The 25,386-nt window shown below is 58.7% G+C and carries 21 protein-coding genes and 1 pseudogene; 7 read left to right on the top strand and 15 right to left on the bottom strand.

What is annotated here, in order from left to right; translation table 11 throughout:
* Positions 1 to 140: 140 nt before the first annotated feature.
* From hokA to ABLX76_RS10165, 4 genes are all read right to left on the bottom strand, one after another.
* On the bottom strand, positions 141 to 293 hold the full coding sequence (hokA, locus tag ABLX76_RS10180; protein WP_049013068.1) for a type I toxin-antitoxin system toxin HokA: 153 nt from the start codon (positions 291 to 293) through the stop codon (positions 141 to 143).
* A gap of 327 nt (positions 294 to 620) precedes the next feature.
* Entirely contained in the window at positions 621 to 2,690 is a 2,070-nt protein-coding gene (gene glyS / locus ABLX76_RS10175) for a glycine--tRNA ligase subunit beta (RefSeq protein ID WP_023291325.1), read from the bottom strand.
* Positions 2,691 to 2,699: 9 nt separating this feature from the next.
* Positions 2,700 to 3,611, bottom strand: a complete 912-nt coding sequence (glyQ, locus tag ABLX76_RS10170; protein WP_023291326.1) for a glycine--tRNA ligase subunit alpha — start codon at positions 3,609 to 3,611, stop codon at positions 2,700 to 2,702.
* Positions 3,612 to 3,738: 127 nt separating this feature from the next.
* Positions 3,739 to 4,017 carry a YsaB family lipoprotein gene (locus tag ABLX76_RS10165; protein ID WP_032429016.1) on the bottom strand — a complete coding sequence of 93 codons (279 nt, stop codon included), beginning with the start codon at positions 4,015 to 4,017 and terminating at the stop codon, positions 3,739 to 3,741.
* Between the two features lie 200 nt (positions 4,018 to 4,217).
* Between ABLX76_RS10165 and ABLX76_RS10160 the strand changes: the two genes are divergently transcribed.
* Positions 4,218 to 5,213 carry an acyltransferase gene (locus ABLX76_RS10160; RefSeq protein ID WP_023291328.1) on the top strand — a complete coding sequence of 332 codons (996 nt, stop codon included), beginning with the start codon at positions 4,218 to 4,220 and terminating at the stop codon, positions 5,211 to 5,213.
* 27 nt (positions 5,214 to 5,240) lie between these two features.
* Here ABLX76_RS10160 and yiaA read toward each other — a convergent pair whose 3' ends face one another.
* The 4 genes from yiaA to xylA form a co-directional block, all read right to left on the bottom strand.
* The gene (yiaA, locus tag ABLX76_RS10155; RefSeq protein ID WP_085551483.1) at positions 5,241 to 5,684 is read right to left on the bottom strand and encodes an inner membrane protein YiaA; all 444 of its coding nucleotides are present in this window, start codon (positions 5,682 to 5,684) and stop codon (positions 5,241 to 5,243) included.
* Between the two features lie 33 nt (positions 5,685 to 5,717).
* Positions 5,718 to 6,089, bottom strand: coding sequence for an inner membrane protein YiaB (yiaB, locus tag ABLX76_RS10150; RefSeq protein WP_087848693.1), 372 nt, complete (start codon positions 6,087 to 6,089; stop codon positions 5,718 to 5,720).
* A 168-nt stretch (positions 6,090 to 6,257) separates the two neighbouring features.
* Positions 6,258 to 7,712 (bottom strand): xylulokinase, encoded by a 1,455-nt coding sequence (xylB, locus tag ABLX76_RS10145; protein WP_348874468.1) that lies wholly within the window; start codon positions 7,710 to 7,712, stop codon positions 6,258 to 6,260.
* 92 nt (positions 7,713 to 7,804) lie between these two features.
* Positions 7,805 to 9,127 carry a xylose isomerase gene (gene xylA, locus ABLX76_RS10140; protein WP_023291332.1) on the bottom strand — a complete coding sequence of 441 codons (1,323 nt, stop codon included), beginning with the start codon at positions 9,125 to 9,127 and terminating at the stop codon, positions 7,805 to 7,807.
* A gap of 496 nt (positions 9,128 to 9,623) precedes the next feature.
* Here xylA and xylF point away from each other — a divergent pair, with 496 nt between their 5' ends.
* From xylF to xylR, 4 genes are all read left to right on the top strand, one after another.
* Positions 9,624 to 10,619, top strand: coding sequence for a D-xylose ABC transporter substrate-binding protein (gene xylF, locus ABLX76_RS10135; protein ID WP_023291333.1), 996 nt, complete (start codon positions 9,624 to 9,626; stop codon positions 10,617 to 10,619).
* 64 nt (positions 10,620 to 10,683) lie between these two features.
* Entirely contained in the window at positions 10,684 to 12,225 is a 1,542-nt protein-coding gene (locus ABLX76_RS10130) for a xylose ABC transporter ATP-binding protein (protein WP_044525029.1), read from the top strand.
* The gene (gene xylH / locus ABLX76_RS10125) at positions 12,203 to 13,384 is read left to right on the top strand and encodes a xylose ABC transporter permease XylH (RefSeq protein WP_017900029.1); all 1,182 of its coding nucleotides are present in this window, start codon (positions 12,203 to 12,205) and stop codon (positions 13,382 to 13,384) included. The genes ABLX76_RS10130 and xylH overlap by 23 nt, the downstream gene beginning before the upstream one ends.
* 233 nt (positions 13,385 to 13,617) lie before the next feature.
* Positions 13,618 to 14,796, top strand: coding sequence for a D-xylose utilization transcriptional activator XylR (gene xylR, locus ABLX76_RS10120; protein WP_023291336.1), 1,179 nt, complete (start codon positions 13,618 to 13,620; stop codon positions 14,794 to 14,796).
* Positions 14,797 to 14,857: 61 nt separating this feature from the next.
* Here the strand turns inward: xylR and ABLX76_RS10115 are convergent, their stop codons facing one another.
* Complete coding sequence (locus tag ABLX76_RS10115; protein WP_064757123.1) at positions 14,858 to 15,676, bottom strand: protein bax; 819 nt, start codon at positions 15,674 to 15,676, stop codon at positions 14,858 to 14,860.
* A gap of 313 nt (positions 15,677 to 15,989) precedes the next feature.
* Between ABLX76_RS10115 and ABLX76_RS10110 the strand changes: the two genes are divergently transcribed.
* The gene (locus tag ABLX76_RS10110; RefSeq protein ID WP_086076514.1) at positions 15,990 to 18,023 is read left to right on the top strand and encodes an alpha-amylase; all 2,034 of its coding nucleotides are present in this window, start codon (positions 15,990 to 15,992) and stop codon (positions 18,021 to 18,023) included.
* Between the two features lie 167 nt (positions 18,024 to 18,190).
* Positions 18,191 to 19,447 carry a valine--pyruvate transaminase gene (gene avtA, locus ABLX76_RS10105; protein WP_023291339.1) on the top strand — a complete coding sequence of 419 codons (1,257 nt, stop codon included), beginning with the start codon at positions 18,191 to 18,193 and terminating at the stop codon, positions 19,445 to 19,447.
* Positions 19,448 to 19,489: 42 nt separating this feature from the next.
* On the opposite strand, the gene ABLX76_RS10100 is transcribed toward avtA, so the two are convergent.
* The 6 genes and pseudogenes from ABLX76_RS10100 to ABLX76_RS10075 all read right to left on the bottom strand — a co-directional run bounded on the left by ABLX76_RS10100 (position 19,490) and on the right by ABLX76_RS10075 (position 25,383).
* Positions 19,490 to 19,975 carry a 4Fe-4S dicluster domain-containing protein gene (locus ABLX76_RS10100; protein WP_032454347.1) on the bottom strand — a complete coding sequence of 162 codons (486 nt, stop codon included), beginning with the start codon at positions 19,973 to 19,975 and terminating at the stop codon, positions 19,490 to 19,492.
* 109 nt (positions 19,976 to 20,084) lie between these two features.
* Positions 20,085 to 20,180 (bottom strand): annotated as a pseudogene (locus ABLX76_RS10095) (IclR family transcriptional regulator); the annotation flags it as partial.
* A 33-nt stretch (positions 20,181 to 20,213) separates the two neighbouring features.
* On the bottom strand, positions 20,214 to 22,055 hold the full coding sequence (gene selB, locus ABLX76_RS10090; RefSeq protein WP_086076517.1) for a selenocysteine-specific translation elongation factor: 1,842 nt from the start codon (positions 22,053 to 22,055) through the stop codon (positions 20,214 to 20,216).
* Positions 22,052 to 23,440, bottom strand: coding sequence for an L-seryl-tRNA(Sec) selenium transferase (selA, locus tag ABLX76_RS10085; protein WP_348874467.1), 1,389 nt, complete (start codon positions 23,438 to 23,440; stop codon positions 22,052 to 22,054). Before selA ends, selB begins: the two co-directional genes overlap by 4 nt.
* A gap of 105 nt (positions 23,441 to 23,545) precedes the next feature.
* Complete coding sequence (locus ABLX76_RS10080; RefSeq protein ID WP_004152043.1) at positions 23,546 to 24,154, bottom strand: glutathione S-transferase; 609 nt, start codon at positions 24,152 to 24,154, stop codon at positions 23,546 to 23,548.
* Positions 24,155 to 24,246: 92 nt separating this feature from the next.
* Positions 24,247 to 25,383: an HlyD family secretion protein gene (locus ABLX76_RS10075; RefSeq protein ID WP_348874466.1), complete on the bottom strand. Its 1,137-nt coding sequence runs from the start codon at positions 25,381 to 25,383 to the stop codon at positions 24,247 to 24,249.
* Positions 25,384 to 25,386 lie beyond the last annotated feature (3 nt).

Genomic DNA, 25,386 nt, shown 5'->3' with positions numbered 1-25,386 from the left:
GTTTAATTCAACAATCGTTTAAAAATAAAAAGGCCTCCTGATATCAGGAGGCAAATGATTTATTTGGTGAACAATGAAAGGGTGCATTGAGAATGCCTGACACTGCAAGCATAGTGGGGATAGATCCCCACCAGATGCTCTTACTGTTTACTATCACAGGCTAAGAATGCCACCAGCTCACTATTTCCCTGCCTGAGCTGTAATTCACATAGCGAATCACGAACCATCCAGGTCAATAATAAAACAGTGAAGCAAATCACTATTAAACCAAACAACAGATAGTTTCGCGGCAATCCTCGCCTACCGTGTTGATTTTCAACAAGTAAGAGGCTACGCTTATGGTGTTCATGCATTAGGGGAGCCTCACTTTGATGACTATCAGGTGGTGCTTTTCTCTGTCTGTCTCCCGCTGAATACCTGAGACACACAGTCTCAAGCACCCGCCGCCATTCTAGCGTAAATAACTTGCAGAATTATGTTTATATATTCTTAAAATATTTTTTATTGATCAATGCAAATAATTAAAATATCAATGACTGAATTATTAGCGGTTCGACTACTTATATTTCAGGTATAAAAAAACCTGCCCTGAGGCAGGTTTTTTATTATTACCGCTACGCTTACTGCAGCAGAGAAATATCCGCCACCTGCAGGAACAGTTCACGCAGTTTGGACAGCAGCGTCAGACGGTTGATGCGGACATCTTTGTCTTCGGCGTTGACCATCACGTTTTCGAAGAACTCATCCACCGGCTCGCGCAGAGCGGCCAGCTCAATCAGCGCATCCTGATAGCGGCCTGCGGCGAAGTACGGCTGCAGCTTGTCGCGCAGCACCACCAGATTGCCCGCCAGCTTAATTTCCGCCGCTTCTTTCAACACGGAAGCGTGAACGATGTCGTTCAGCGTCTCGTCGGATTTCGCGAGGATGTTGGAGACACGTTTGTTCGCCGCCGCCAGCGCGGAGGACTCTTCCAGGGTACGGAAGTGCGATACGGCTTTCATGCGCGCATCGAAATCCGCCGGGCGGGTTGGACGACGCGCCAGTACCGCCTGGATTGTGTCGACGCCGTAGCCTTCGTCCTGATACCAGGCGCGGAAGCGGCCCAGCATAAAGTCGATCACGTCATCAACCACGTTGGCGTTGGTCAGCTTCTCACCGTACAGACGCACCGCTTCTTCGGTCAGCGTTTGCAGATCGAGGTTCAGGTTCTTCTCGACGATGATACGCAGGACGCCCAGCGCGGCGCGGCGCAGCGCAAACGGGTCTTTATCACCTTTCGGGTGCTGGCCGATACCGAAGATACCCGCGAGGGTGTCCATCTTATCGGCAATCGCCACCGCGCAGGCCACCGGGTTAGACGGCAGCGCGTCGCCGGCAAAGCGCGGCTGATACTGTTCGTTCAGCGCCACGGCCACATCTTCCGCTTCGCCATCGTGGCGCGCGTAGTGCATCCCCATCACGCCCTGGGTGTCGGTGAACTCGAAGACCATGTTGGTCATCAGGTCGCACTTGGACAGCAGGCCCGCGCGGGTCGCGTGGTTCACGTCAGCGCCAATCTGCTCGGCAATCCAGCCCGCCAGCGCCTGAATGCGATCGGTCTTGTCGCGCAGCGTACCCAGCTGCTGCTGGAACAGCACGGTTTCCAGACGCGGCAGGTTGTCTTCCAGACGTTTTTTACGGTCGGTGTTGAAGAAGAACTCGGCGTCGGCCAGACGCGGACGGACCACCTTCTCGTTACCGGAGATGATCTGCTGCGGATCTTTCGACTCGATGTTGGCGACGAAGATGAAGTTCGGCAGCAGCTTACCGGCGTTGTCGTAAACCGGGAAGTACTTCTGGTCGCCCTTCATGGTGTAAACCAGCGCTTCAGACGGCACCGCGAGGAATTTTTCTTCGAACTTCGCCGTCAGTACCACCGGCCATTCCACCAGCGAGGTGACTTCTTCCAGCAGGCTTTCGCTCAGATCGGCTTGACCGCCAATCTTACGCGCCGCCTCTTCCGCATCGGCTTTGATTTTGGCTTTACGCTGTTCGTAATCGGCGATGACTTTACCGCGCTCCAGCAGGATCTGCGGGTACTGGTCGGCATGGTCGATGGTGAATTCCGGCTCGCCCATAAAGCGATGGCCGCGGATCACGCGATCGGACGGGATACCGAGGATAGTAGCCGGGATCACCTTGTCGCCCAGCAGCAGCGTGACGGTGTGAACCGGGCGCACGAAGTGGACGTCAGACGCGCCCCAGCGCATCAGTTTCGGGATCGGCAGCTTCGCCAGCGAGCTGGCAATCATGTTCGGCAGCAGCGCTTCGGTGCTTTCGCCCTTCACATGGGCGCGATACAGCAGCCACTCGCCTTTGTCCGTAGTCAGACGTTCGGCCTGATCGACGGTAATACCGCAGCCGCGCGCCCAGCCTTCGGCCGCTTTGCTTGGCTTGCCTTCGGCATCGAACGCCTGGGCAACGGCCGGGCCGCGTTTTTCCACTTCGCGATCGGCTTGCGCCGCCGCCAGGTTGGCCACCTTCAGCGCCAGACGACGCGGGGCGGCAAACCATTCCACTTTACCGTGCGCGAGGCCGGCGTTATCCAGCTCCGCGGTCACGTTCGCAGCAAAAGATTCCGCCAGGCTGCGCAGCGCTTTTGGTGGCAGCTCTTCAGTGCCGATTTCCACCAGAAAAGTATTCTCAGACATGGCCGCCTCTTATTTATTCTTGTTGCACATCGGGAAGCCGAGCGCTTCACGGGAAGCGTAGTACGCTTCCGCCACTGCTTTCGTCAGGGTGCGAATGCGCAGGATATAGCGCTGACGCTCGGTGACGGAGATGGCTTTACGCGCATCCAGCAGGTTGAAGCTGTGAGCCGCTTTCAGAATACGCTCGTAGGCCGGCAGCGGCAGCGGGGTCTCCAGCGCCAGCAGATGCTGGGCCTCTTTCTCATACTGCTCGAAGCAGGAGAAGAGGAAATCGACGTCGGCGTATTCGAAGTTATAGGTGGACTGCTCCACTTCGTTCTGGTGGAACACGTCGCCGTAAGTGGTTTTACCCAGCGGGCCATCGCTCCAGACCAGGTCGTAGACGCTGTCGACGCCCTGGATGTACATCGCCAGACGCTCCAGGCCGTAGGTGATCTCGCCGGTCACCGGCTTACACTCCAGGCCGCCCACCTGCTGGAAGTAGGTGAACTGCGTCACTTCCATGCCGTTGAGCCACACTTCCCAACCCAGACCCCAGGCCCCCAGCGTCGGGTTTTCCCAGTTGTCTTCGACGAAGCGAATGTCGTGAATGGTCGGGTCCATACCCAGCTCTTTCAGCGACCCGAGGTACAGCTCCTGGATGTTGTCCGGAGAAGGCTTAATCACCACCTGGAACTGATAGTAATGCTGTAAACGGTTCGGGTTTTCGCCATAGCGGCCATCGGTTGGACGACGGGAAGGCTGTACGTAGGCGGTCGCCATCGGCTCCGGCCCTAACGCGCGCAGGCAGGTCATCGGGTGAGAGGTGCCGGCGCCGACTTCCATGTCCAGTGGTTGAACAATGGTGCAGCCCTGACGAGCCCAGTAATCCTGTAAGGTCAGGATCAGGCCCTGGAAGGTCCTGGTATCAAACTTTTGCATATGATTTCGTGCTGGATACGTGTGGATTTAAAGGAAGGAGTCAGTATACCCGCTGGCTGCGAGATATACAGTACGAAACGGCGTAGTTTCAGGAAAACGGACGAAATTTACGCCAGGCGGGGTCGATTCAGCGCATCGAAAGATGCATAAACTGGCCGTCGGGGTCAAAGGAACAGATGAAACGTTCATTCTTGCCGGTACGACCCGACAGCTCATAGCTCGCCTGGAATTGTTCAAGATGGTTCACGTCAACTAACTGCGTTTGCGTGTTATAGCGGATAGCGGCCTGATCCTTGCAAAGCTGCGCCATATTGAGCGTAGTTTGCGGTGTAATATGCGCGCGCTGCGCCTTTTGCGCCGGCGGGGAAACGGTCTCGCTGCAGCCCGCAAGGAGCAGCGCCAGCATTATGGAAACAACACCTTTAACCACGTTCTCCTCCACCGCCTTGTCAGCAAGTTGTTATCGCAAAGATCCAGTATTACAGGTATTTTGCGAATATCATGAAACAGCGACAAGTCTGTGATCAAAAACTCAGACTAATCTCGTGCGACACCGGGGCATAAGGCGGGTCAGACCTTATATCGCCAGTAGACTTTGAGGGACTGATGCAAGAAAAGATACACTGGATCACCAACCTGCGCGGCATTGCCTGCATGATGGTGGTGATGATCCACAGTACCAGCTGGTATATCACTCATCCGCATACGATTACCCTGCTGCAATGGGATATCGCCAATCTGCTCAATTCCGCCTCCCGCGTCAGCGTGCCGCTGTTTTTTATGATCTCGGGGTATCTGTTTTTTGGGGAACGCAGCGCCCAGCCGCGCCATTTCTGGCGGATTGGCCTGTGCATTGCGTTCTATAGCGCGCTGTCTCTGCTGTATATCGCGCTGTTTACCCATATCAACGTCGAGCTGTCGTTAAAGAATTTGCTGCAGAAGCCCGTCTTCTACCACCTGTGGTTTTTCTTTGCTATCGCCGTTATCTATCTGCTCTCGCCGCTTATTCAGGTTAAATCCGTCAACGGCAAAATGCTGCTGGCGCTGATGGCGATCCTCGGCATTCTGGCCAACCCCAACATGGTTGGCGTCAAAGCCGCCGGGATTGAGTGGCTGCCGGTCAACCTCTATATCAATGGCGACACCTTTTATTACGTGCTCTACGGCGTGCTGGGCAGGGCCATTGGCACCCTGGATACCGATAAAAAATGGCTGACCCCGCTCTGCGCCGCGCTGTTCCTCGCCGCCGTGTGGGTCATCTCCCGCGGCACGCTGCATGAGCTACGCTGGCGCGGGGACTTCGGCGACACCTGGTATCTCTACTGCGGGCCGGCGGTGTTCGTTTGCGCGGTCGCCCTGCTGACGCTCGCCAAAAACTGGCTGAACGCGCGTCCCCTGCCCGGTATCGAATGTATTGCACGTCATTCTCTGGGAATTTACGGCTTCCATGCCCTGATTGTGCATGCGCTGCGCGCCAGCCATCTGGAACTGAGCCGCTGGCCGCTGCTGGATATTGTGTGGATTTTCAGCGCCGCCCTGCTCGGCAGCCTGCTGCTGTCCGGCCTGGTGCAGCGGGTTGATAGCCGGCGGCTGGTCAGTTAACGACCTGCCGCCGAGAGCGGGCCCGACTCACAGTTCAGGCCCCTCTTCCGGCACGCTGAGAGGCTCTCTTGCACGGGTCGGGTCCCAGGCATCACGCACGTTTTTCTGCACTGCAACGGCGCCAAACAGGCTCAAAAAGTACGCCAGTCCATAGAACCCTTTCTCGCTAAGCAGCAGACTGGCATTCCACAACCCGATAACCAGCAGGCCAACGGCAATGACAAAGGCCACCAGACAGGTGGTGTAGTACAGCGCGGTGGTCGGAATGGCTTCATATTTATCGCGCACCGTCTTCTGATAAGACGCTGCGGCAAACAGCCCCAGCACCAGGACAGCAAAATAATAACCTTTTTCATTCAACTGCATGTCCGCATTCCACAGGCCGACCAGATAGGTGGCGATGCCGCCGATCAGGGCAATCCAGGAGATTAAATGAAAGGCCGGAGAATACGTCGCGTGCTTGTTTTCCATTACTTTTACCTCTTACGCGCCCACGGGTGGCGCTTATTCCGTTTTTTGCATCGCGCAGGCGACGCGGATCCGTTCGGGGTTTGCCGATGCGCCATATAAGCAGACAAACCATGCCGCGATATAGACGGCTTTTTCATGCCAGTCTGCCGGCACATACCAGGCGCCTACCAGCAGCAGGCCGACCGATAGCAGCAGCACCAGCCGGCATAAGGCAATAAAACCGTCGTCCTGTTCCTGCCACCGTCTGGCGCGCTGATGGGCGAGGACGGCAAACATCCCCATCACCAGTACGCCGAGAAAATAACCTTTACCGCTAAACAACGGGCAGGTTCGCCAGATACCGAGCAGATAAACCAGCGATCCTGCTGCCATCATCACCCTGGCAATATTGCGTTTTGTGTTCATCTCACCTCCCTGGTCGACAGGGGCTGATTATGACCGACTCCCCCGGCGATGCCTCAGGTTACGCACGGCCAAACGGAGATTTCGGAATAAACAAATACGCTTTTTTGGATGGATGTAGCCGGGACATTCAGGGAAGTAATCCGCCCGGCGTTGCCGGACGGACTGAGGCTATGACATCAGCGGTTTCAGCTGCTGATAAATCTGGCGGAAGGTTTCCCGCTGTGGCGCATAGTGGGCCACTCGGCGATCGTCCGGGCGATGCGCTTGCTCAAGCGGCAGCGGCGTCAACAGCCCGGCGCGGTCGGCTTCGCCGTGCACCGCCAGCTGCGCCAGCCTGGCCGCCCCCAGCGCCGGGCCGACGTCGCCCCCGGTACGGTAATCGAGCTGCTGGCCGCTGATATCCGCCAGCATTTGTCGCCAGTAAGCGCTACGCGCCCCGCCGCCGATAAGGGTGATGCTCTGCGGCTTGATGCCGCAGGCGTGAACCACGTCCATGCCGTCCGCCAGCGCATAGCCCACCCCCTCCAGCACCGCCCGCGCCAGCTCTGCCGGCCCATGCTGATGCGTCAGGCCGAAGAAGACGCCCTTGGCCTGCGGGTTGTTGTGCGGCGTGCGTTCGCCCGACAGATAGGGCAGGAACCACACCGGACCAGCGCTCTCGTCGGCTGACTGCGCCGCCGCAATCAGCGCCGGCACGCTGGCGAGACCGGTTAATTTCGCCGCCCAGTCCAGACAGGAGGCCGCGCTGAGCATCACCGACATCAGATGCCAGCGGCCCGGCAGCGCATGGCAAAAGCTATGCACTGCGCTTTCAGGCTTGCTGAGGAACCCTTCGCTGACCGCGAAATACACACCTGAAGTGCCCAGCGACAGCATCGCCTGACCGGCATCGGCCATGCCGACCCCGACCGCGCCGGCGGCGTTGTCGCCGCCGCCCCCCACCACCAGCGCCTGTGGCATATTCCACGCCTGCGCCACCTCCGGACGCAGCTGCCCGGTGACGTCGCTGCCTTCAAACAGCGCCGGCATCGCGTCCCGGCTGAGATCGCAGGCGGCGAGCATCTCATCGCTCCAGTCGCGTCGGGCGACGTCCATCCACAGGGTACCGGCGGCGTCAGACATATCGCTGGCAAGCTCGCCGGTCATCCGCAGACGCAGATAATCCTTCGGCAACAGCACTTTATCGACCTGGCTGAACACCGCCGCCTCGTGGCGCTGCACCCACAAGAGCTTCGGCGCCGTAAAGCCCGGCATCATCAGGTTGCCGGTGATCTGCCGGGAAGCGCTGACTTTTTCCTCCAGCAGCTGGCACTCTTCGCCGCAGCGGCCGTCATTCCATAAAATGGCAGGACGCAGCACCTGTAGCGATTTATCCAGCAGGGTGGCGCCGTGCATCTGCCCGGCGATCCCCAGCGCCTTCACGTCGTGCAGGCTATGCTGCGCGCCCAGGGCTTTCATCGCCGTGTCCGTAGCCTGCCACCACTGCTCGGGATCTTGTTCCGACCACAGCGGATGCGGACGCGAGACGGTGAGTTTTTCGGTATGCGATGCCACCACATCACCCTGCTCATTGAGCAGAATGGCTTTGACGCCCGATGTCCCCAGATCGATGCCGATATACATACTACCTCTCCTTAAACGCGCGCCACGGCTGAGCGTGGCGCGAACAGAGCATCCTGGTGGCGGTCCCGGTCACGCCGGGCGCCGCCGCATGATTACTTGTCAAACAGATAATGGTTGACCAGGTTTTCCAGTTGTTCCTGCTGGCCGCTGCGATGCTGCGGCGCCAGCTGATGCTGAGCGGCGTACTGGGCAATGTCGCTGAGGGTCATCTGCCCGTTAAGGATCTGCTGCCCCAGCTCGCCGTTCCAGCCGGCGTAGCGTTTGGCCACGCGTTTATCCAGCTCACCGTCTTCGATCATCCGCGCCGCGACCTTCAGCGACAGCGCCATGGTATCCATCGCGCCGATATGGCCGTAGAACAGATCGTATTTGTCGGTGCTCTGACGGCGCACTTTCGCATCAAAATTGAGGCCGCCGGTGGTGAAGCCGCCCGCTTTGAGAATTTCATACATCACCAGCGCATTCTCTTCGACGCTGTTCGGGAACTGGTCGGTATCCCAGCCCAGCTGCGGATCGCCGCGGTTGGCGTCGACGGAACCGAACAGCCCCAGCGCGATGGCCGTCGCGATCTCATGATGGAACGAGTGGCCGGCAAGGGTCGCATGGTTGGCTTCAATGTTCAGTTTAATCTCTTTTTCCAGACCAAACTGCTTGAGGAAGCCGTACACGGTAGAGGCGTCATAATCATACTGATGCTTGGTAGGCTCCTGCGGTTTGGGCTCGATCAGCAGCGTGCCTTTAAAGCCGATTTTGTGCTTATGCTCCACCACCAGCTGCATAAAGCGGCCAATCTGTTCACGCTCCTGGCGCAGGTCGGTATTCAGCAGGGTTTCATAGCCCTCGCGACCGCCCCACAGGACATAGTTTTCGCCGCCCAGTTGATGGGTGGCATTCATGGCGGTAACCACCTGGGTGGCCGCCCAGCTAAACACTTCCGGGTCCGGGTTGGTGGCCGCGCCGGCGCCGTAGCGCGGGTTGGTGAAGCAGTTTGCGGTCCCCCACAGGAGCTTGACGCCGCTCTGCTGCTGCTTCTCCGCCAGCACCTCGACCATCCGGGCGAAGTTATTGCTGTACTCCTTGAGCGAACTCCCTTCCGGCGAGACGTCAACGTCGTGGAAGCAGTAGTAAGGCACGTTGAGTTTATGGAAAAATTCGAACGCCACATCGGCTTTGCGTTTGGCCATCTCCAGGGCGTCGCCAGGCTGCTGCCATGGGCGGTCGAAGGAGCCCACGCCAAACATATCGGCGCCATTCCAGCAGAAGGTGTGCCAGTAACAGGCCGCAAAACGCAGATGATCTTCCATCCGTTTGCCCAGCACCAGTTCATCCGGGTTGTAATGACGGAAAGCCAGCGGGTTAGCGGATTTCGGGCCTTCGTAACGAACGCGATCGAGTTGATCGAAATAGGTCTGCATAGAGAACTCCATATTCAGAGATGCGGCGAATAACCAATCAGGTACCCTAAATAATTCGAGTTGCAGGAAGGCGGCAGGAGCGCGAGTCCCCGATAACCAGGGGGCGAAGCAACGAATGTCACCAACACACCTACAACTTGAAGTATGACGGGTTTAAGCCAATATAGAATTTCGCTTTCATTTTCCTCAATTACGTTATTTCACACCGCCATTGAGAGAATCCACAAACGTGCGCCAGCTCGCAAAAAATAATATCGGCGCGTTCTTCTGCCGTCCTGTCAGAGAGGTCCAGTGCAATAATAAGAGTGTGCATGAATAAAATACGATCGCCGTCATAATTTGCGCATTAAACGAAATTTCATAACTGCAAAATAAGAACCGGTAATTGCCAGCCCTGCTTTCCGCGTTAAGAATCTGTAACGTATCCGCAACCTCATGTATCAAACATTATTTTTCCGTTCGTCTTACCTACCCTTACAAAAAAGGTATCGTTATTATGAAGATAAAGAACCTTTGCCTTACGCTTTGCGCCAGCTCCCTCCTGCTCGCCAGCATGGCGGGGATGGCGAAAGAAGTGAAGATTGGCATGGCCATCGACGATCTGCGTCTGGAACGCTGGCAGAAAGACCGCGATATTTTCGTCAATAAAGCGGAATCCTTAGGCGCCAAAGTTTTTGTCCAGTCCGCCAATGGCAATGAAGAAACGCAGATGTCGCAAATTGAAAACATGATCAACCGCGGCGTCGATGTCTTAGTCATTATTCCTTATAACGGTCAGGTGCTCAGTAACGTTATTAAAGAGGCTAAGCAGGAAGGTATTAAAGTGCTGGCCTATGATCGCATGATTAATAATGCCGATATTGATTTCTATATTTCTTTCGACAATGAAAAAGTCGGCGAAATGCAGGCGCAAAGCCTGGTCGACAAAGTGCCGCAGGGTAATTATTTTCTGATGGGCGGCTCGCCGGTGGATAATAACGCCAAGCTGTTCCGCGCCGGCCAGATGAAGATCCTCAAGCCGTATGTCGATGAGGGCAAAATTAAGATTGTCGGCGATCAATGGGTTGACGGCTGGCTGCCGGAAAACGCGCTGAAAATAATGGAAAACGCGCTGACGGCGAATAATAACAAAATCGATGCCGTGGTGGCCTCCAATGACGCAACCGCCGGCGGCGCCATCCAGGCCTTAACCGCCCAGGGGCTGGCAGGCAAAGTGGCGATCTCCGGTCAGGATGCTGACCTGGCGGGCGTGAAGCGCATTATTTCCGGTACCCAGACGATGACCGTCTATAAACCGATTACCACCCTGGCCACCAACGCCGCCGAAATCGCCGTTGAGCTGGGCAACGATAAGCAGCCGAAGTCTGACACCACGCTGAATAACGGCTTAAAAGATGTCCCTTCGCGCCTGTTAACGCCAATTGAAGTGAATAAAGAGAATATCGACGCCACGGTGATTAAAGACGGTTTCCATAAAAAGAGTGAACTGTAATGGCTGACGCCCCGCTACGGGGCGTCATTTTCATCCCGCCGGATATCACTTTTGCGGAGTCTTTATGGCCTGGCTACTCGAAATGAAGAACATCACCAAAACCTTCGGCGCCGTTAAGGCCGTGGATAATGTCAGCCTGCGCCTGAACGCTGGCGAGGTGGTCTCGTTATGCGGTGAAAATGGTTCGGGAAAATCGACGCTGATGAAGGTGCTGTGCGGTATCTATCCGCACGGAAGCTATGAGGGCGAGATTATTTTTGCTGGCGAAACGCTGCAGGCAAACCATATTCGCGATACCGAACGCAAAGGCATCGCCATTATTCATCAGGAGCTGGCGCTGGTGAAACATCTCACCGTGCTGGAGAACATTTTCCTCGGCGCCGAAATATCCCGCCACGGCCTGCTGGATTATGAAACCATGACGCTGCGCTGCCAGAAGCTGCTGGCGCAGGTCAATCTGCCCATTTCGCCCGACACCCGCGTCGGCGACCTCGGCCTCGGTCAGCAGCAGCTGGTGGAGATCGCCAAGGCGCTGAATAAACAGGTGCGCCTGCTGATCCTCGACGAACCAACCGCCTCCTTAACCGAACAAGAGACCGCGACGCTGCTGGCGATCGTTCGCGATCTGCAAAACCACGATATCGCCTGCATCTATATTTCGCACAAGCTCAATGAGGTCAAAGCGATCTCCGATACGATCTGCGTGATCCGCGACGGCCAGCATATCGGCACCCGCGACGCCAGCGGCATGAGCGAAGACGACATCATCACCATGATGGTTGGCCGGGAGCTCACCGCGCTCTATCCCAGCGAACCGCACGCCCACGGCGAAGAGATCCTGCGGGTCGAACATTTAACCGCCTGGCACCCGGTAAACCGTCATATTAAACGGGTCAACGACGTCTCGTTTTCCCTTCATCGCGGGGAGATCCTCGGCATCGCCGGGCTGGTCGGCGCCGGACGGACCGAGGCGGTGCAGTGCCTCTTCGGCGTCTGGCCGGGGCGCTGGCAGGGGGAGATCTTCATTGATGGCCAGCCGGTCAGCATCACTAACTGTCAGCAGGCCATTGGCCACGGCATCGCCATGGTGCCGGAAGACCGCAAAAAAGACGGCATCGTGCCGGTGATGGCGGTGGGTAAGAACATTACCCTGGCGGCGCTCAGCCAGTTCACCGGCGCGATGAGCAGCCTGGACGACGCCGCCGAGCAGCACTGTATTGAGCAGTCCATTCAGCGATTGAAAATTAAAACCTCCTCGCCGGAGCTGGCGATTGGCCGCCTGAGCGGCGGCAACCAGCAAAAGGCGATTCTGGCCCGCTGTCTGCTGCTGAATCCACGCATTCTGATCCTCGACGAACCCACCCGCGGCATCGATATCGGGGCGAAGTATGAAATTTATAAACTGATTAACCAGCTGGTGCAGCAGGGCATCGCGGTCATTGTCATTTCATCCGAACTGCCCGAGGTGCTTGGTCTTAGCGATCGGGTGCTGGTCATGCACGAAGGCAGGCTAAAAGCCAATTTGGTTAATCAACATCTGACCCAGGAACAGGTGATGGAAGCCGCGCTGAGGAGCGAACGCCATGTCGAAGAACACGTCGTCTGAAATCAAACTTACCCCAACCGCCCCCACCGCCCTGCCGGCGCTGAAGGGGCTGAACCTCCAGGTCTTCGTGATGATCGCCGCGATCGTCGTCATTATGCTGTTTTTCACCTGGGTTACCGATGGCGCCTACCTGAGCGCGCGCAATATCTCCAACCTGCTGCGCCAGACGGCCATCACCGGCATCCTCGCCGTCGGCATGGTGTTTGTGATTATTTCGGCAGAAATCGACCTCTCCGTCGGCTCGATGATGGGGCTGTTGGGCGGCGCCGCGGCGATCTTTGACGTCTGGCTCGGCTGGCCGCTGCCGCTCACCATTCTGGTGACGCTGGTGATGGGGCTGCTGCTCGGCGCATGGAACGGATGGTGGGTAGCCTATCGCAAGGTCCCCTCGTTTATCGTCACCCTCGCCGGGATGCTGGCGTTTCGCGGCATTCTGATCGGCATCACCAACGGGACCACCGTCTCGCCCACCAGCCCGGCGATGGCGCAGATCGGCCAAAGCTACCTGCCCGATGGCATTGGCTTTGGCATCGGCGTTGTCGGCATGGCGGCGTTCATTATCTGGCAGTGGCGCGGACGGATGCGTCGGCAGGCGTTAGGTCTGGCGACCGCGTCCTCCACCGCGGCCGTTGGCCGCCAGGCCATTACCGCGGTGATTGTGCTGGGCGCAATCTGGCTGCTCAATGACTATCGCGGCGTGCCGACGCCGGTACTGATCCTCGCCGCCCTGCTGCTGGCAGGCCTGTTCATGGCCACTCGCACCGCCTTTGGCCGCCGCATCTACGCCATCGGCGGCAACCTGGAGGCGGCACGTCTGTCCGGGATTAACGTCGAGCGTACCAAGCTGGCGGTGTTTGCCATTAACGGCCTGATGGTCGCCATTGCCGGACTGATCCTCAGCTCGCGCCTTGGCGCGGGCTCCCCCTCGGCGGGCAACATCGCCGAACTGGACGCCATCGCCGCCTGCGTCATCGGCGGTACCAGCCTGGCGGGCGGTATCGGCAGTGTCGCCGGGGCGGTAATGGGGGCGTTTATTATGTCGGCCCTGGATAACGGCATGAGCATGATGGACGTCGCCACCTTCTGGCAATATATCGTCAAAGGCGCCATTTTGCTGCTGGCGGTGTGGATGGACTCCGCCACCAAGCGGCGTGCGTAAGGAAGCGCTCTCTGAAGAATGTCTGAATTCTTTGCGCTACCACCAAACTTCGCCATAAGGCGCTTGAAATATCTCGGGCATTAGCCGGTAGTGTATACCCAACAGCATTCGGGTTGCAGACGGCGCATCCCAGCCGCGTATCGCGTACGTGGCTGGGGTGAATGAGAAAGCCAGGCCATCGGCAACATCATGAATGAAGGGGTATGACCGGGGTTAGAGCAGGAACATCATCTATGTTTGAAAAGCGTCACCGTATTACGCTGTTATTTAACGCCAACAAAGCTTATGACCGCCAGGTGGTTGAGGGTGTCGGCGAGTATCTGCAGGCCTCTCAGCTGGAGTGGGATATCTTTATTGAAGAGGATTTTCGGGCACGAATCGAAAACATCAAAGAGTGGTTAGGCGATGGCGTTATCGCCGACTATGACGATCCCGAAATCGAAAAGCTACTGGCCGATGTCAACGTCCCCATCGTCGGCGTCGGCGGCTCTTATCATCAGCCAGAGCAGTACCCGCCGGTCCACTATATCGCCACGGACAACACCGCGCTGGTGGAAAGCGCCTTTCTTCATCTGAAGGAAAAAGGGGTACACCGCTTCGCGTTTTACGGACTGCCCACCTCCAGCGGTAAACGCTGGGCGGTAGAGCGCGAGTATGCCTTCTGCCAGCTGGTGGCGAAGGAGAAGTACCGCGGCGTGGTCTACCAGGGGCTGGAGACGGCGCCGGAAAACTGGCAGCACGCGCAAAACCGGCTCGCCGACTGGCTGCAAACGCTGCCGCCGCAAACCGGCATTATCGCCGTCACCGACGCGCGCGCCCGCCACGTCCTGCAGGCCTGCGAGCTGCTGCATATCCCGGTGCCAGAGAAACTGTGTGTTATTGGCATCGATAATGAGGAGCTGACCCGCTACCTCTCGCGCGTCGCCCTCTCCTCCGTCGCCCAGGGCACCCGCCAGATGGGTTATCAGGCGGCAAAATTGCTCCACCGGCTGCTGAATAACGAGGCGCTCCCGCTGCAGCGCCAGCTGATCCCGCCGATGCGCGTCGTTGAACGACGTTCCACCGACTACCGGTCGTTAAACGATCCCTCCGTGATTCAGGCGATGCATTACATTCGCAACAACGCCTGCAAAGGCATCAAGGTGGAGCAGGTGCTCGACGCCGTCGGCATTTCACGCTCCAACCTGGAGAAACGCTTTAAAGAGGAGGTCGGGGAGACCATCCACACGGTGATCCACAGCGAGAAACTGGAAAAGGCGCGCAGCCTGCTGGTGTCCACCAGCCTGTCGATCAATGAAATTTCACAGATGTGCGGCTACCCGTCGCTGCAATATTTCTATTCGGTGTTTAAGAAAGAGTACGACGTGACGCCGAAGGAGTACCGTGACCGGCACAGTGAAGTCATGATGTAGAGAGCAAAGAAAAATGCCCGGGCTTGCGCGCCGGGCATGAATAATCACGTAGATAAGCACATTACATGTGCGCGGCAATTAACCGCTGGTTATCCTGATACATCGCGAAGAGATAGTTGTTGTAGCTCGACCCTCTGGTCGAATAGCCCTTCAGCTTATGAATCATGGTGCTGGCCGTTACTTCCTGATCCGCCTTGCGCAGCTGCAGGCGCGATTTGCGGAAAGAGGAATAGGCCGGGTGAGTGTTCAGGTTTGTGACGTAAGCCTGCACCGACTGCTCCACCGACTCAAACTGCGAGTAGCCTTTCATCGCGCCGCGGCAGCGACCAGCGCCGCACTTCATGCCGAACAGATTGTTGTTCTCACGCGCCAGCTTGGAAGTACCCCAGCCACTTTCCGCCGCCGCCATGGTCGCGACCATGCTGTTCGGAATAATGTCGACACGCTCAAGCAGCGCGTTCCAGGGCACATGACGCGTATTGCCTGACCACTTCACCTTATAACGTGTCGCGATGTCTTTCAGGCGCGCCTTTTCGCTCGGCGACCAGCGAGCATCGTACTGCTTGGAAACAAGCCAGTTACGATCCGCAGTAATCGCCTGATTCTGCTTGGTAATATAAGGCATGACCGTCCGGAGAAACGCTTTTTTCCTTGGTGTTCCGGAAGGGTATTTTCGCAAGTCAGGAAGTGAACTGCTCTTTACACTATTGCGAGAATACTCTTGTTTACTGCTTACCTTAGTACTACTTATCTTCTTAACCGTTGGGGCTTTATGACTCTTTGTTGCTGTGTGCGTTGTTGCCAACACACTACCTGAAAAGACGCAGGTTAGTAACATAAGTATGGCGGCCCCATATCGTCGTATGGGATTCGATATCATCAGGTCTCCTGGTCGGATATATGCATTCCAACACCTTGTTTTTCACAAAAAAACGATAGCTGAATCGCTAATAGTATCAAAAATACGCACTGAGAGCATCAACAGAAATAGTCCAATTCCGAATTGCTGTCATCTGAAATCGGTTTCTGCGCCGCATCGCTAGCGCGAAAATGCTAGCTTCGTCTCATTTTTAGCCTATTTTTTGAGCGGTGTCACTCACCCCTTTTCATCCTCCTGGTAAAACGTCCGCCGGGAGGAGTTCACTCGCGCGGCAACAAGGCACACTAGCTAAAAACCGCTCAAGGATCCCGCAATGAAACTCGCTGCGCTTGCCACGTTATTCGTGCCTGGGATGGCCTTTGCCGCCTGGACTACCGCCGACTTCCCTGCTTTTACCGAAGAGGGGACGGGTCGCTTCATCAGCCAGAAAGTGGTTGAGAAGGGTACACGTCCCCTGCAGCTAAATTTTGACCAACAGTGCTGGCAGCCTTCCGGCGGCATTAAGCTCAACCAGATGCTCTCCATGGAACCCTGTCGCGGCACGCCGCCGCAATGGCGCGTCTTCCGCCAGGGTCTGTATACCCTGGAAGTGGATACCCGCTCCGGCACGCCGACGATGATGATTTCGCTGGAAGAAAAAGAGGCCAGCGCCGCGGCGCCGCAGATCCGCCAGTGTCCGAAGTGGGATGGAAAACCTCTCACCCTCGACGTCAGTAAAACCTTCCCGGAGGGCAGCAAGGTTCGCGATTTCTACAGCGGCAATGTCGCGACCGTCAGCGGCGGCAAAATCACGCTGCAGCCCGCCTTCGGCAGCAATGGTCTGCTGCTGCTCGAGCGCGCCGAGACGGCCGCGCCGGCGCCGTTCGACTGGCACAACGCCACCGTCTACTTCGTCCTGACTGACCGCTTCGTGAACGGTAATCCGGCCAACGACAATAGCTACGGCCGACATAAAGACGGCATGCAGGAGATCGGCACCTTCCACGGCGGCGACCTGCAGGGATTAACCAGCAAGCTGGATTATCTGCAGCAGATGGGGGTCAATGCCCTGTGGATCAGCTCCCCGCTCGAGCAGATCCACGGCTGGGTCGGCGGCGGGACGAAAGGCGATTTCCCTCACTACGCTTACCACGGCTATTACACTCAGGACTGGTCGAAACTGGACGCCAATATGGGGACCGAAGCCGATCTCCGTCGGCTGGTGGATGAAGCGCATAAGCGCGGAATACGTATTCTGTTCGACGTGGTGATGAACCATACCGGTTACGCCACCCTGGCCGACATGCAGGAGTTCCAGTTCGGCTCCCTGTATCTGCAAGGGGATGAGCTGAAAAAAACCCTCGGCGAGCGCTGGACGGACTGGAAGCCCGGCGCGGGCCAGACCTGGCACAGCTTTAACGACTATATCAACTTCAGCGATAAAGCCGGGTGGGAGAAATGGTGGGGCAAGAAGTGGATCCGCACCGATATCGGCGATTACGACAACCCGGGCTATGACGATCTCACCATGTCGCTGGCCTTCCTGCCGGATCTGAAAACCGAATCGAAGGAGGCGTCGGGCCTGCCGAACTTCTACAGCCATAAACCGGACACTGCGGCGAAAGCGATCCCGGGCTATACGCCGCGCGACTACCTGACGCACTGGCTGAGTCAGTGGGTGCGCGACTACGGTATCGACGGCTTCCGCGTCGATACCGCTAAACATGTGGAGATGGACGCCTGGCAGCAGTTAAAAACCCAGGCCACCGCCGCGCTGGCGGAGTGGAAGAAAGCCAATCCGGATAAAGCGCTGGATGCGGCGCCGTTCTGGATGACCGGCGAAGCCTGGGGACACGGGGTGATGGAGAGCGATTACTATCGCCACGGTTTTGATGCGATGATCAATTTCGACTACCAGGACCAGGCGGCGAAAGCGGCTAACTGCATGGCCAACATTGACCTCACCTGGCAGCAAATGGCGGACAAGCTGCAGAGCTTTAACGTCCTGAGCTACCTCTCCTCGCACGATACGCGCCTGTTCCGCGAAGGCGGCACCACGGCGGCAGAGCTGCTGCTGCTGGCCCCTGGCGCCGTGCAGATCTTCTATGGTGACGAGTCGTCGCGCCCGTTCGGCCCCACCGGCTCGGACCCGCTGCAGGGCACCCGTTCAGAGATGAACTGGCAGGATGTCAACGGTAAAGCGGCCCGCAGCGTTACCCACTGGCAGAAGATCGGCCAGTTCCGCGCGCGCCACCCGGCGATCGGCATGGGCAAACAGACAACGCTGTCGATGCCGCGGGGTTACGGATTCGTGCGCGAGAGCGGTGAAGACAAAGTGATGGTCATCTGGGCCGGACAACAGCAGTAAAGCAGGAGTGGCTCCCTGCCCGGCGGGGAGCCAGTCAGAACAATACGCTGATAAAATATCGATTCACAGGATAAAAACAAAAACACTCCCCTTCCCTTCGATTTGCACCACGCTGGCGCTGGCGTTATGGTTAGCCACTTTCCAGAACCACCGACAGACGATTCGCGATGACATTTTCCCTTTTCGGCGACAAATTCACCCGTCATTCAGGCATCACCCGCCTGATGGAAGACCTTAATGACGGTCTGCGCACGCCGGGCGCTATTATGCTGGGCGGCGGCAACCCCGCTCAGATCCCGGAGATGAATGACTACTTCCAGCAGCTGCTCTCCGACATGCTGGATAATGGCAAAGCCCTTGATGCGCTTTGTAATTATGATGGTCCGCAGGGCAAAAGCGAGCTGCTGAGCCTGCTGGCGAAGATGCTGCGCGACGAGCTGGGCTGGGAGATCGAACCACAGAATATTGCGCTAACAAACGGCAGTCAGAGCGCATTTTTCTACTTGTTTAATCTGTTCGCAGGCCGTCGGGCAGATGGCACCACCCGTAAGGTGCTGTTCCCGCTGACGCCGGAATATATCGGCTATGCCGATGCCGGCCTGGAAGAGGATCTGTTCGTTGCCACCCGGCCGAATATCGAACTGCTGCCGGAAGGCCAGTTCAAGTACCACGTTGATTTTGAGCATCTGCAGGTGACGGAAGAGACCGGGATGATCTGCGTCTCGCGTCCCACCAACCCGACCGGCAACGTCATCACTGATGAAGAGCTGATCAAACTGGATGCGCTGGCGAATCAGCATGGGGTCCCGCTGGTGATTGATAACGCCTACGGCGTGCCGTTCCCGGGCATTATTTTCAGCGACGCCCGACCGCTGTGGAATCCGAACATCGTGCTGTGTATGAGCCTGTCCAAGCTGGGCCTGCCGGGCAGCCGCTGCGGGATTATCATCGCCAACGAGAAAATCATCACCGCCATCAGCAACATGAACGGCATTATCAGCCTCGCGCCCGGCGGTATCGGGCCGGCAATGATGTGTGAAATGATTAAACGTCAGGATCTGCTGCGCCTGTCAGAGACAGTGATCAAACCCTTCTATTACCAGCGGGTGCAGGAGACCATCGCCATTATTCGCCGCTATCTGCCGGAAGAGCGCTGCCTTATTCACAAACCGGAGGGGGCGATCTTCCTCTGGCTGTGGTTTAAGGATCTGCCGATCTCCACCGAGCTGCTGTATCAGCGGCTGAAAAAGCGCGGCGTGCTGATGGTGCCGGGGGATTTCTTCTTCCCGGGACTCGATAAACCGTGGCCGCATACCCACCAGTGCATGCGCATGAACTATGTGCCGGACCCGCAAAAAATCGAGGCCGGGGTGAAAATTCTCGCCGAAGAAGTTGAATTCGCCTGGCGCGAACAGGAAGCCTAATCCCTGACGCCGCTGACGGGAAACGCCCGTTAGCGGACCCGCTCACGCCAGCGCCAGCCGCTGGCGTTTTTGCGCGCATAGCGCCTCCAGCTCCGCGGGAGCCATCACCCGCAGCGCCTGCGTCGGGCAGGCGGCTACGCAGGCCGGCCCCTCGGCGCGGTGGTGGCATAAATCGCATTTCAGCGCCTGCGCCTGCTGGTTCACCACCGTGACGGTCATTGCGCCGTACGGGCAGGCCACCATGCAGCTTTTACAGCCGATGCAGCGGCGCTGATCGACCCACCAGACGTCCTCCTCCCGACGAATCGCCCCCTGCGGGCAGACGCTGGCGCAAGGCGCATCCTCGCACTGCCGACAGGCCGTCGCCGTTGATATCTCGCCGCTTTTCACCACCCGGATACGCGGCGTGAAATGGCCTGTCGACAGCATGGAGACATCCTGCGCCTGCTGGTGCGCCACCGCGCAGGCCACTTCACAGGTACGACAGCCAATACACTGCTGGGCATTGGCAATAAGAAACCGGTTCATCCTCTGCTCCCTGGGGATAAAACCGCAGGGTGCCAGAATAATCCCTGCCCGCGCTTTGATCCTGAATGGAATCAGCGCTGTTTTTAGTCAGATGGCATGCAGGATGTGGTCATTTGCCTGACGCTTCACGCACCGGGAAACCCAGCTCACGCGAGATCGCCTCCGCGGTTTCACGCAGCGGCACGTTCTTTTCGCCTGCTCTCCGGCACGAAGCCCGCCGGGGAGCAGGCGTTAATGATTAGAGAAACAATGCTTTATCGCGCAGGATATGATCGTTGCCGCGACGACGGGTGTAGCCAATCCGATCGAAATACTCGAGGATCTGGATCGCCAGCTTCCGCCCTACGTTTAAGGTATCGCGAAAATCCGCCGCGCAGGTTGAGCCGCGCAGCTGATCCAGCTCGCGCACCCGCTGGGCGAACTGCACAATGCGATCGTTGCGGTAGTAACGATCTTTGACGATCGCGGTAATCATCCCCTGCTGCGCCGCCTGGCGCAGCACCGCGCGCATCAGGGACTCTTCAACATGGACTTCGCGCGCGAGATCGCGCACCCACCAGGGATCATCGCCGAACAGGGTCTCCACCTTCCGCCAGACCGCCTGCTGCTCGTCGGTAAACCCGGCTTTATGCTCGGGCAGATGCAGCCAGCCGTGATGGCTGTGGACTAATCCGCTCTCGCGCATCTGCTCAATCAGCAGCAGCACCAGCGCTTCCTCTTCCATCGGCAGCGCGATGCGGCGCAGGCGCTCCCGGCCAGGGCCCGGCTCGTCGCGATGCTGCTCATGGTAGCGCGCCAGGGCATCCAGCAATTTTCGCTGCCAGCGGGCGGCAAGCGGCGCACTAAGCAGGCGCTGTCCGGCCTGCAGATAGTCCGGTCGCTGGATCAAGGCCGCCATTCCGGCTTCACTCAGCTGCCGCGCCCAGGCGAAGCGCTCAAGCCGGACGGCGTCCCGCTGCAGATGCAGCTCCAGGGCCTGCGCATCGTCAGCGCCGACCGCCGCCAGGGCGTGCAGCCACTGCAGATACTCCGGTTTACGCTTGCCGCGGCGCGGGGGATCCAGCGTCACCACCCGTGCGCCGGCCAGCGTCAAGCGAGCGGAGATATCGCGGAGCACCAGCCGGTCGTTATCCGCCAGCCACAGCGGAGTATCCAGCACCAGCTCCGCCAGGCCGCCCTCCAGGAGCGACACCCGGCCGGTGATGTGGCTGGCAGCGTGGTGAATATGCAGCGGCTGCCACTGGCTGAGCGGCGTATGGCACTGCAGTTCGACAATCACCCGCTCTGCAGGCTCCGGCGGCGGTGAGGAGAGCAGCCAGTCGCCGCGGTGCAATGCCTCTTTCTGCGCATCGCCGACAATATTCAGCGCAATGCGCTGCCCGGCGTGCGCCTGCTCAACCGCTTGATTCTGGGCATGCAGGCCGCGGACGCGCATCGGCGTGTTGACGCCGGTGAGCCACAAAGTATCCCCGACCCGAACTTCGCCGGAGAGCGCCGTCCCGGTGACCACCAGCCCCGCCCCTTTGACGGTAAAGGCGCGATCCAGCGCCAGGCGAAAACGCCGCTGCTGTGGATGGGGGCGCTCCGCAAGCTGAAGCAGATGGCTGCGCAGTTCGGCAATACCGATGTTTTCCACCGCCGCGGTGGGGAAGAAAGCGGCGGCGTCAAAGCCCAGTTCGCGCAGGGTCTGCTCGACCTCCGCCTGAACCTCCGCCACCCTGGCGGCCGCCACGCGGTCCGTCTTGGTGAGGGCCACCGTCAGCGTCGGCTTTCCGGTCAGCTGCAGGATCGCCAGGTGTTCGCGGGTTTGCGCCATCACGCCGTCATCGCAGGCCACCACCAGCAGCGCATGGTCGATCCCTCCCACCCCCGCCAGCATGTTGGACAAAAACTTTTCGTGCCCGGGCACGTCAATAAACCCCAGCACCCGCCCGTCCGGCTGCGGCCAGTAGGCATAGCCGAGATCGATCGTCATTCCCCGCGCTTTCTCTTCCGGCAGACGATCGGCATTTACGCCGGTTATCGCCTGCAGCAGCGTCGTTTTGCCGTGGTCAACATGTCCAGCGGTGGCAATAATCATCGTAACAACATCTCCATAAACCGGGTTTCATCTTCCAGACAGCGCAGGTCCAGCCAGAGCCGACCGTCATAAATGCGGCCAATCACCGGGCACGGCAGCGCGCGCCAGCGGGCCGCCAGCGCCTCCAGCCGGCTGCCGCGGCCGTCATGCGGGGTAAAGGTCAACGCCGCGCCAGGCAGACGGTCGACAGGTAACGAGCCGCTGCCAATCTGCGACTGGCAGGCTGCCACGTTGACGGCAAAATCAGCATAGTGTGCCGCCAGGGCAGGCTGCAGACGTTCGGCCTGCCGGCGGATTTCGTCCGCCGGGCGGGTGAGCAGGCGCAGCGTCGGTAAGGTGTCCCGCAGCGCTTCCGGATGCTGATAGAGGCGCAGCGTGGCTTCCAGCGCCGCGAGGGTCATTTTATCCGCGCGCAGGGCCCGCTTCAGCGGATGGCTTTGCAGGCGGGCAATCAGCGCGCGTTTGCCGACGATAATTCCAGCCTGCGGGCCGCCAAGCAGTTTGTCGCCGGAGAAACTGACCAGGCTCACCCCGGCGGCGATCATCTCCTGCGGCATCGGCTCCTTCGGCAGGCCATACTGACTGAGATCCACCAGCGACCCGCTGCCCAGGTCGGCCACCACCGGGACGTCCAGCTCGCGGCCGATGACCGCCAGCTCCGCTTCGTCGACGGCTTTGGTAAAGCCTTCAATGCTGTAGTTGCTGGTGTGGACCTTCATCAGCAGGGCGGTATTGTCATTCACCGCCTGGCGATAGTCTTTGGCATGGGTGCGGTTGGTGGTGCCCACTTCGTGCAGCTGACAACCTGCCTGACGCATTACGTCGGGGATGCGGAACGCCCCGCCGATCTCCACCAGCTCGCCGCGGGAGACCACCACCTCCCTGTCGCTGGCGGTGGCCGCCAGCATCAGCAGAACGGCTGCCGCGTTGTTGTTCACGATACAGGCATCTTCCGCGCCGGTGATCTGGCACAGCAGATCGGCAATGGCGCGATCGCGATGGCCGCGCCCGGCGTCGTCGAGATCATATTCGAGCGTCACCGGTGCGCGCATCGCGCTGGCGACCGCCTCCACCGCCGCCTCAGCCTGGATGGCACGCCCGAGATTGGTGTGCAGCACCGTACCGGTGAGATTAAACACCGGACGCAGGGCGCTCTGCCTTCTGGCGGTCAGCCGCTGCGCGCAGGCGCTCAGCCAGTCATGGCTCCAGTCAGGCAGTGTCTGACACTGGCGGATCTGTTCCCGCGCCTCGTCCAGCATCTGGCGCAGCTGCGTCACCACCTGCGAATGGCCGTGCTGCGCCAGCAGGGAGGAAAAAGCGGGGTCGCGGAGTAAGCGGTCAATGGCCGGAAGCCGGGTATAAAGCGCACGAATTTCGGTAGTCATCAATGGGCCTGGCGGTAAGTTATTTTCCCCCCTCCCGACGGGAGAGGGAGTCAACAATCAGCGGCGATTGTAACGCCTCCTTGCGCAAACTGTTACCTGCCTGGGTCAAGTCCGCGGCGGTTCGGTGCGCGCAAAGCTGGCGCGCTGGAACAGCGCATCCACCAGCTTCACCAGCTGCGGCCGGGTGGCGCACCAGCCCGGCGCCACCCGGCGAAAGTTCAGGTAGGCGATGGCGCAGGCCGTGGAGATGGTCGCCAGATTGACCTCGTCGCCGCGCAGCGTCCCGTCCGCCGCGCAGGCTTCCAGCCTGTCGAGGCCGCGCGCCACTTTCTCCCGCTGGCGGAGCAGCTCTTGCTCTGACTGTTGGGCCGCGGGGCGAGCCTTTTCGCGCACCAGCGCCTGGGCGGCCTCCATCACCCCATCCGCCAGCGCCTCTAGCTGGCGCATCCTGAGAGCGGCTCTGGGATCGGCGGGGATCATCGGCGGCGCCACACCCAGCAGCTCGAGATACTGGGCGATAACCGGGGAGTCAAACCAGCATTCGCCGTCATCCGTCACCAGCGCCGGCACTTTGCCCAGCGGGTTATAGCGCGCCACGCCGTTGCTTTCGCTGTAGGGGGATTCGTTGACAAACTCAAAAGGGATGCGCTTTTCCAGCAGGATCACTGATATTTTGCGCACAAAGGGACTGGTGTAGCTGCCGATCAGTTTCATAGCCTGCTCCTTATCGCCAACAAAGATATGAGTATGGCTCAGGGCGAGGTAAAAGGCAGGTGAGCCTCCCGCTCAACCTGCCGCCGATCGCATTAATGGTCGAGATAGAGGTAGTGCATCCAGCTGGTCATGCGCAGCAGCACTTTACGCATCACCGAAACGTGGGCGAAATGGTCGGAGTAGACCGCCACCTGAGCGTAGATGCCATCGGGTAGCGCATCAATTTCGGCATTCGGATCGAGCTCGATGGTCGCCAGTACGCCATCGCTGCCCGGCGTCACGGTCAGCGACTGCAACGCCCCCTGCGCCTGATAGGTCCCCCCGGGCACCACCGGTAAAATGCTCACCAGTTTACCGTGGAACACCTGTCCGGGCAGGGCATTAAACACCGCTTCCGCGTCGTCGCCCTTCTCCAGCCTTAACAGCGAATTTTGCCTGAACTGGGCGACGATCAGCCGTTTTTGCTCGGGGATAAACACCATCACCGGCCGCAGCGGCAGCGAGGCGGCGTAGGTCCCCGGACGGATCAACACCTGAGTGATATACCCATCGCTGGGCGCCCGCACGGTGGTCTGATCGAGATTATATTTCGCCTCCGCCAGCTGGGCGCGCAGGCTGGCCACTTGCGACTGTTCGCCGTTGATCATGCTATCCAGCTGGCTCTGGATCTGCGCCTGCTCCGCCACCGACGCCTTGACCAGCGCGTCCTGGGCCAGATAATTCTGCCTGGCGTTATCGATGTCGCTTTCCGAGAACGGATTCACCCGCGCCTGGCTCCCTTTCAGGTAGCGCTGATAGTCCTTGTATAAGCGATCGCGTTCCGCCGACACGCGGGTGGTGTTGGCCTGGGCTTCTGAGAGTTGCGCCTTGAGGGTGTTAATACTGTGCAGCGCTGTCACCAGGTCGGCCTGCAGGCGATCGACCCGCGCCTGGTAGCGCGCCGGGTCAATGGTAAATAACACCTCGCCCTTTTCGACGCGCTGATTCGCTTTGTCGGTGACGCTGCTGACGACCCCGGTCACCTGCGGCGTAATAGGAATAGATATTACCGCCTTTTGCGCCAGAAAGGTGTAAGGGTGGTTATAGTTCATTAATAAAATAAGCGCGCTAACAATAAATATGCCCCCCAGCGCTGCGGTGGGAACCGTCCATTTATTAACCGGTATTTTGAAGATTTTAAATATCGACCAGGCGATGGCCACGTAGGTCAAAATGATCAACAAATCCATAGT

Source organism: Klebsiella sp. JB_Kp004, from assembly GCF_040065795.1.
Lineage (GTDB): Bacteria > Pseudomonadota > Gammaproteobacteria > Enterobacterales > Enterobacteriaceae > Klebsiella > Klebsiella quasipneumoniae.
The sequence above is the reverse complement of the archived record's forward strand: the minus strand, read 5'-3'. Positions and strand labels throughout refer to the sequence as shown.

What these genes read in the sequence shown, in the direction of transcription:
- glyS (WP_023291325.1), bottom strand. Translation starts at nt 2,690, where the DNA reads ATGTCTGAGAATACTTTTCTGGTGGAAATCGGCACTGAAGAGCTGCCA.
- glyQ (WP_023291326.1), bottom strand. Translation starts at nt 3,611, where the DNA reads ATGCAAAAGTTTGATACCAGGACCTTCCAGGGCCTGATCCTGACCTTA.
- ABLX76_RS10165 (WP_032429016.1), bottom strand. Translation starts at nt 4,017, where the DNA reads ATGCTGGCGCTGCTCCTTGCGGGCTGCAGCGAGACCGTTTCCCCGCCG.
- ABLX76_RS10160 (WP_023291328.1), top strand. Translation starts at nt 4,218, where the DNA reads ATGCAAGAAAAGATACACTGGATCACCAACCTGCGCGGCATTGCCTGC.
- yiaA (WP_085551483.1), bottom strand. Translation starts at nt 5,684, where the DNA reads ATGGAAAACAAGCACGCGACGTATTCTCCGGCCTTTCATTTAATCTCC.
- yiaB (WP_087848693.1), bottom strand. Translation starts at nt 6,089, where the DNA reads ATGAACACAAAACGCAATATTGCCAGGGTGATGATGGCAGCAGGATCG.
- xylB (WP_348874468.1), bottom strand. Translation starts at nt 7,712, where the DNA reads ATGTATATCGGCATCGATCTGGGGACATCGGGCGTCAAAGCCATTCTG.
- xylA (WP_023291332.1), bottom strand. Translation starts at nt 9,127, where the DNA reads ATGCAGACCTATTTCGATCAACTCGATCGCGTTCGTTACGAAGGCCCG.
- xylF (WP_023291333.1), top strand. Translation starts at nt 9,624, where the DNA reads ATGAAGATAAAGAACCTTTGCCTTACGCTTTGCGCCAGCTCCCTCCTG.
- ABLX76_RS10130 (WP_044525029.1), top strand. Translation starts at nt 10,684, where the DNA reads ATGGCCTGGCTACTCGAAATGAAGAACATCACCAAAACCTTCGGCGCC.
- xylH (WP_017900029.1), top strand. Translation starts at nt 12,203, where the DNA reads ATGTCGAAGAACACGTCGTCTGAAATCAAACTTACCCCAACCGCCCCC.
- xylR (WP_023291336.1), top strand. Translation starts at nt 13,618, where the DNA reads ATGTTTGAAAAGCGTCACCGTATTACGCTGTTATTTAACGCCAACAAA.
- ABLX76_RS10115 (WP_064757123.1), bottom strand. Translation starts at nt 15,676, where the DNA reads ATGATATCGAATCCCATACGACGATATGGGGCCGCCATACTTATGTTA.
- ABLX76_RS10110 (WP_086076514.1), top strand. Translation starts at nt 15,990, where the DNA reads ATGAAACTCGCTGCGCTTGCCACGTTATTCGTGCCTGGGATGGCCTTT.
- avtA (WP_023291339.1), top strand. Translation starts at nt 18,191, where the DNA reads ATGACATTTTCCCTTTTCGGCGACAAATTCACCCGTCATTCAGGCATC.
- ABLX76_RS10100 (WP_032454347.1), bottom strand. Translation starts at nt 19,975, where the DNA reads ATGAACCGGTTTCTTATTGCCAATGCCCAGCAGTGTATTGGCTGTCGT.
- selB (WP_086076517.1), bottom strand. Translation starts at nt 22,055, where the DNA reads ATGATTATTGCCACCGCTGGACATGTTGACCACGGCAAAACGACGCTG.
- selA (WP_348874467.1), bottom strand. Translation starts at nt 23,440, where the DNA reads ATGACTACCGAAATTCGTGCGCTTTATACCCGGCTTCCGGCCATTGAC.
- ABLX76_RS10080 (WP_004152043.1), bottom strand. Translation starts at nt 24,154, where the DNA reads ATGAAACTGATCGGCAGCTACACCAGTCCCTTTGTGCGCAAAATATCA.
- ABLX76_RS10075 (WP_348874466.1), bottom strand. Translation starts at nt 25,383, where the DNA reads ATGGATTTGTTGATCATTTTGACCTACGTGGCCATCGCCTGGTCGATA.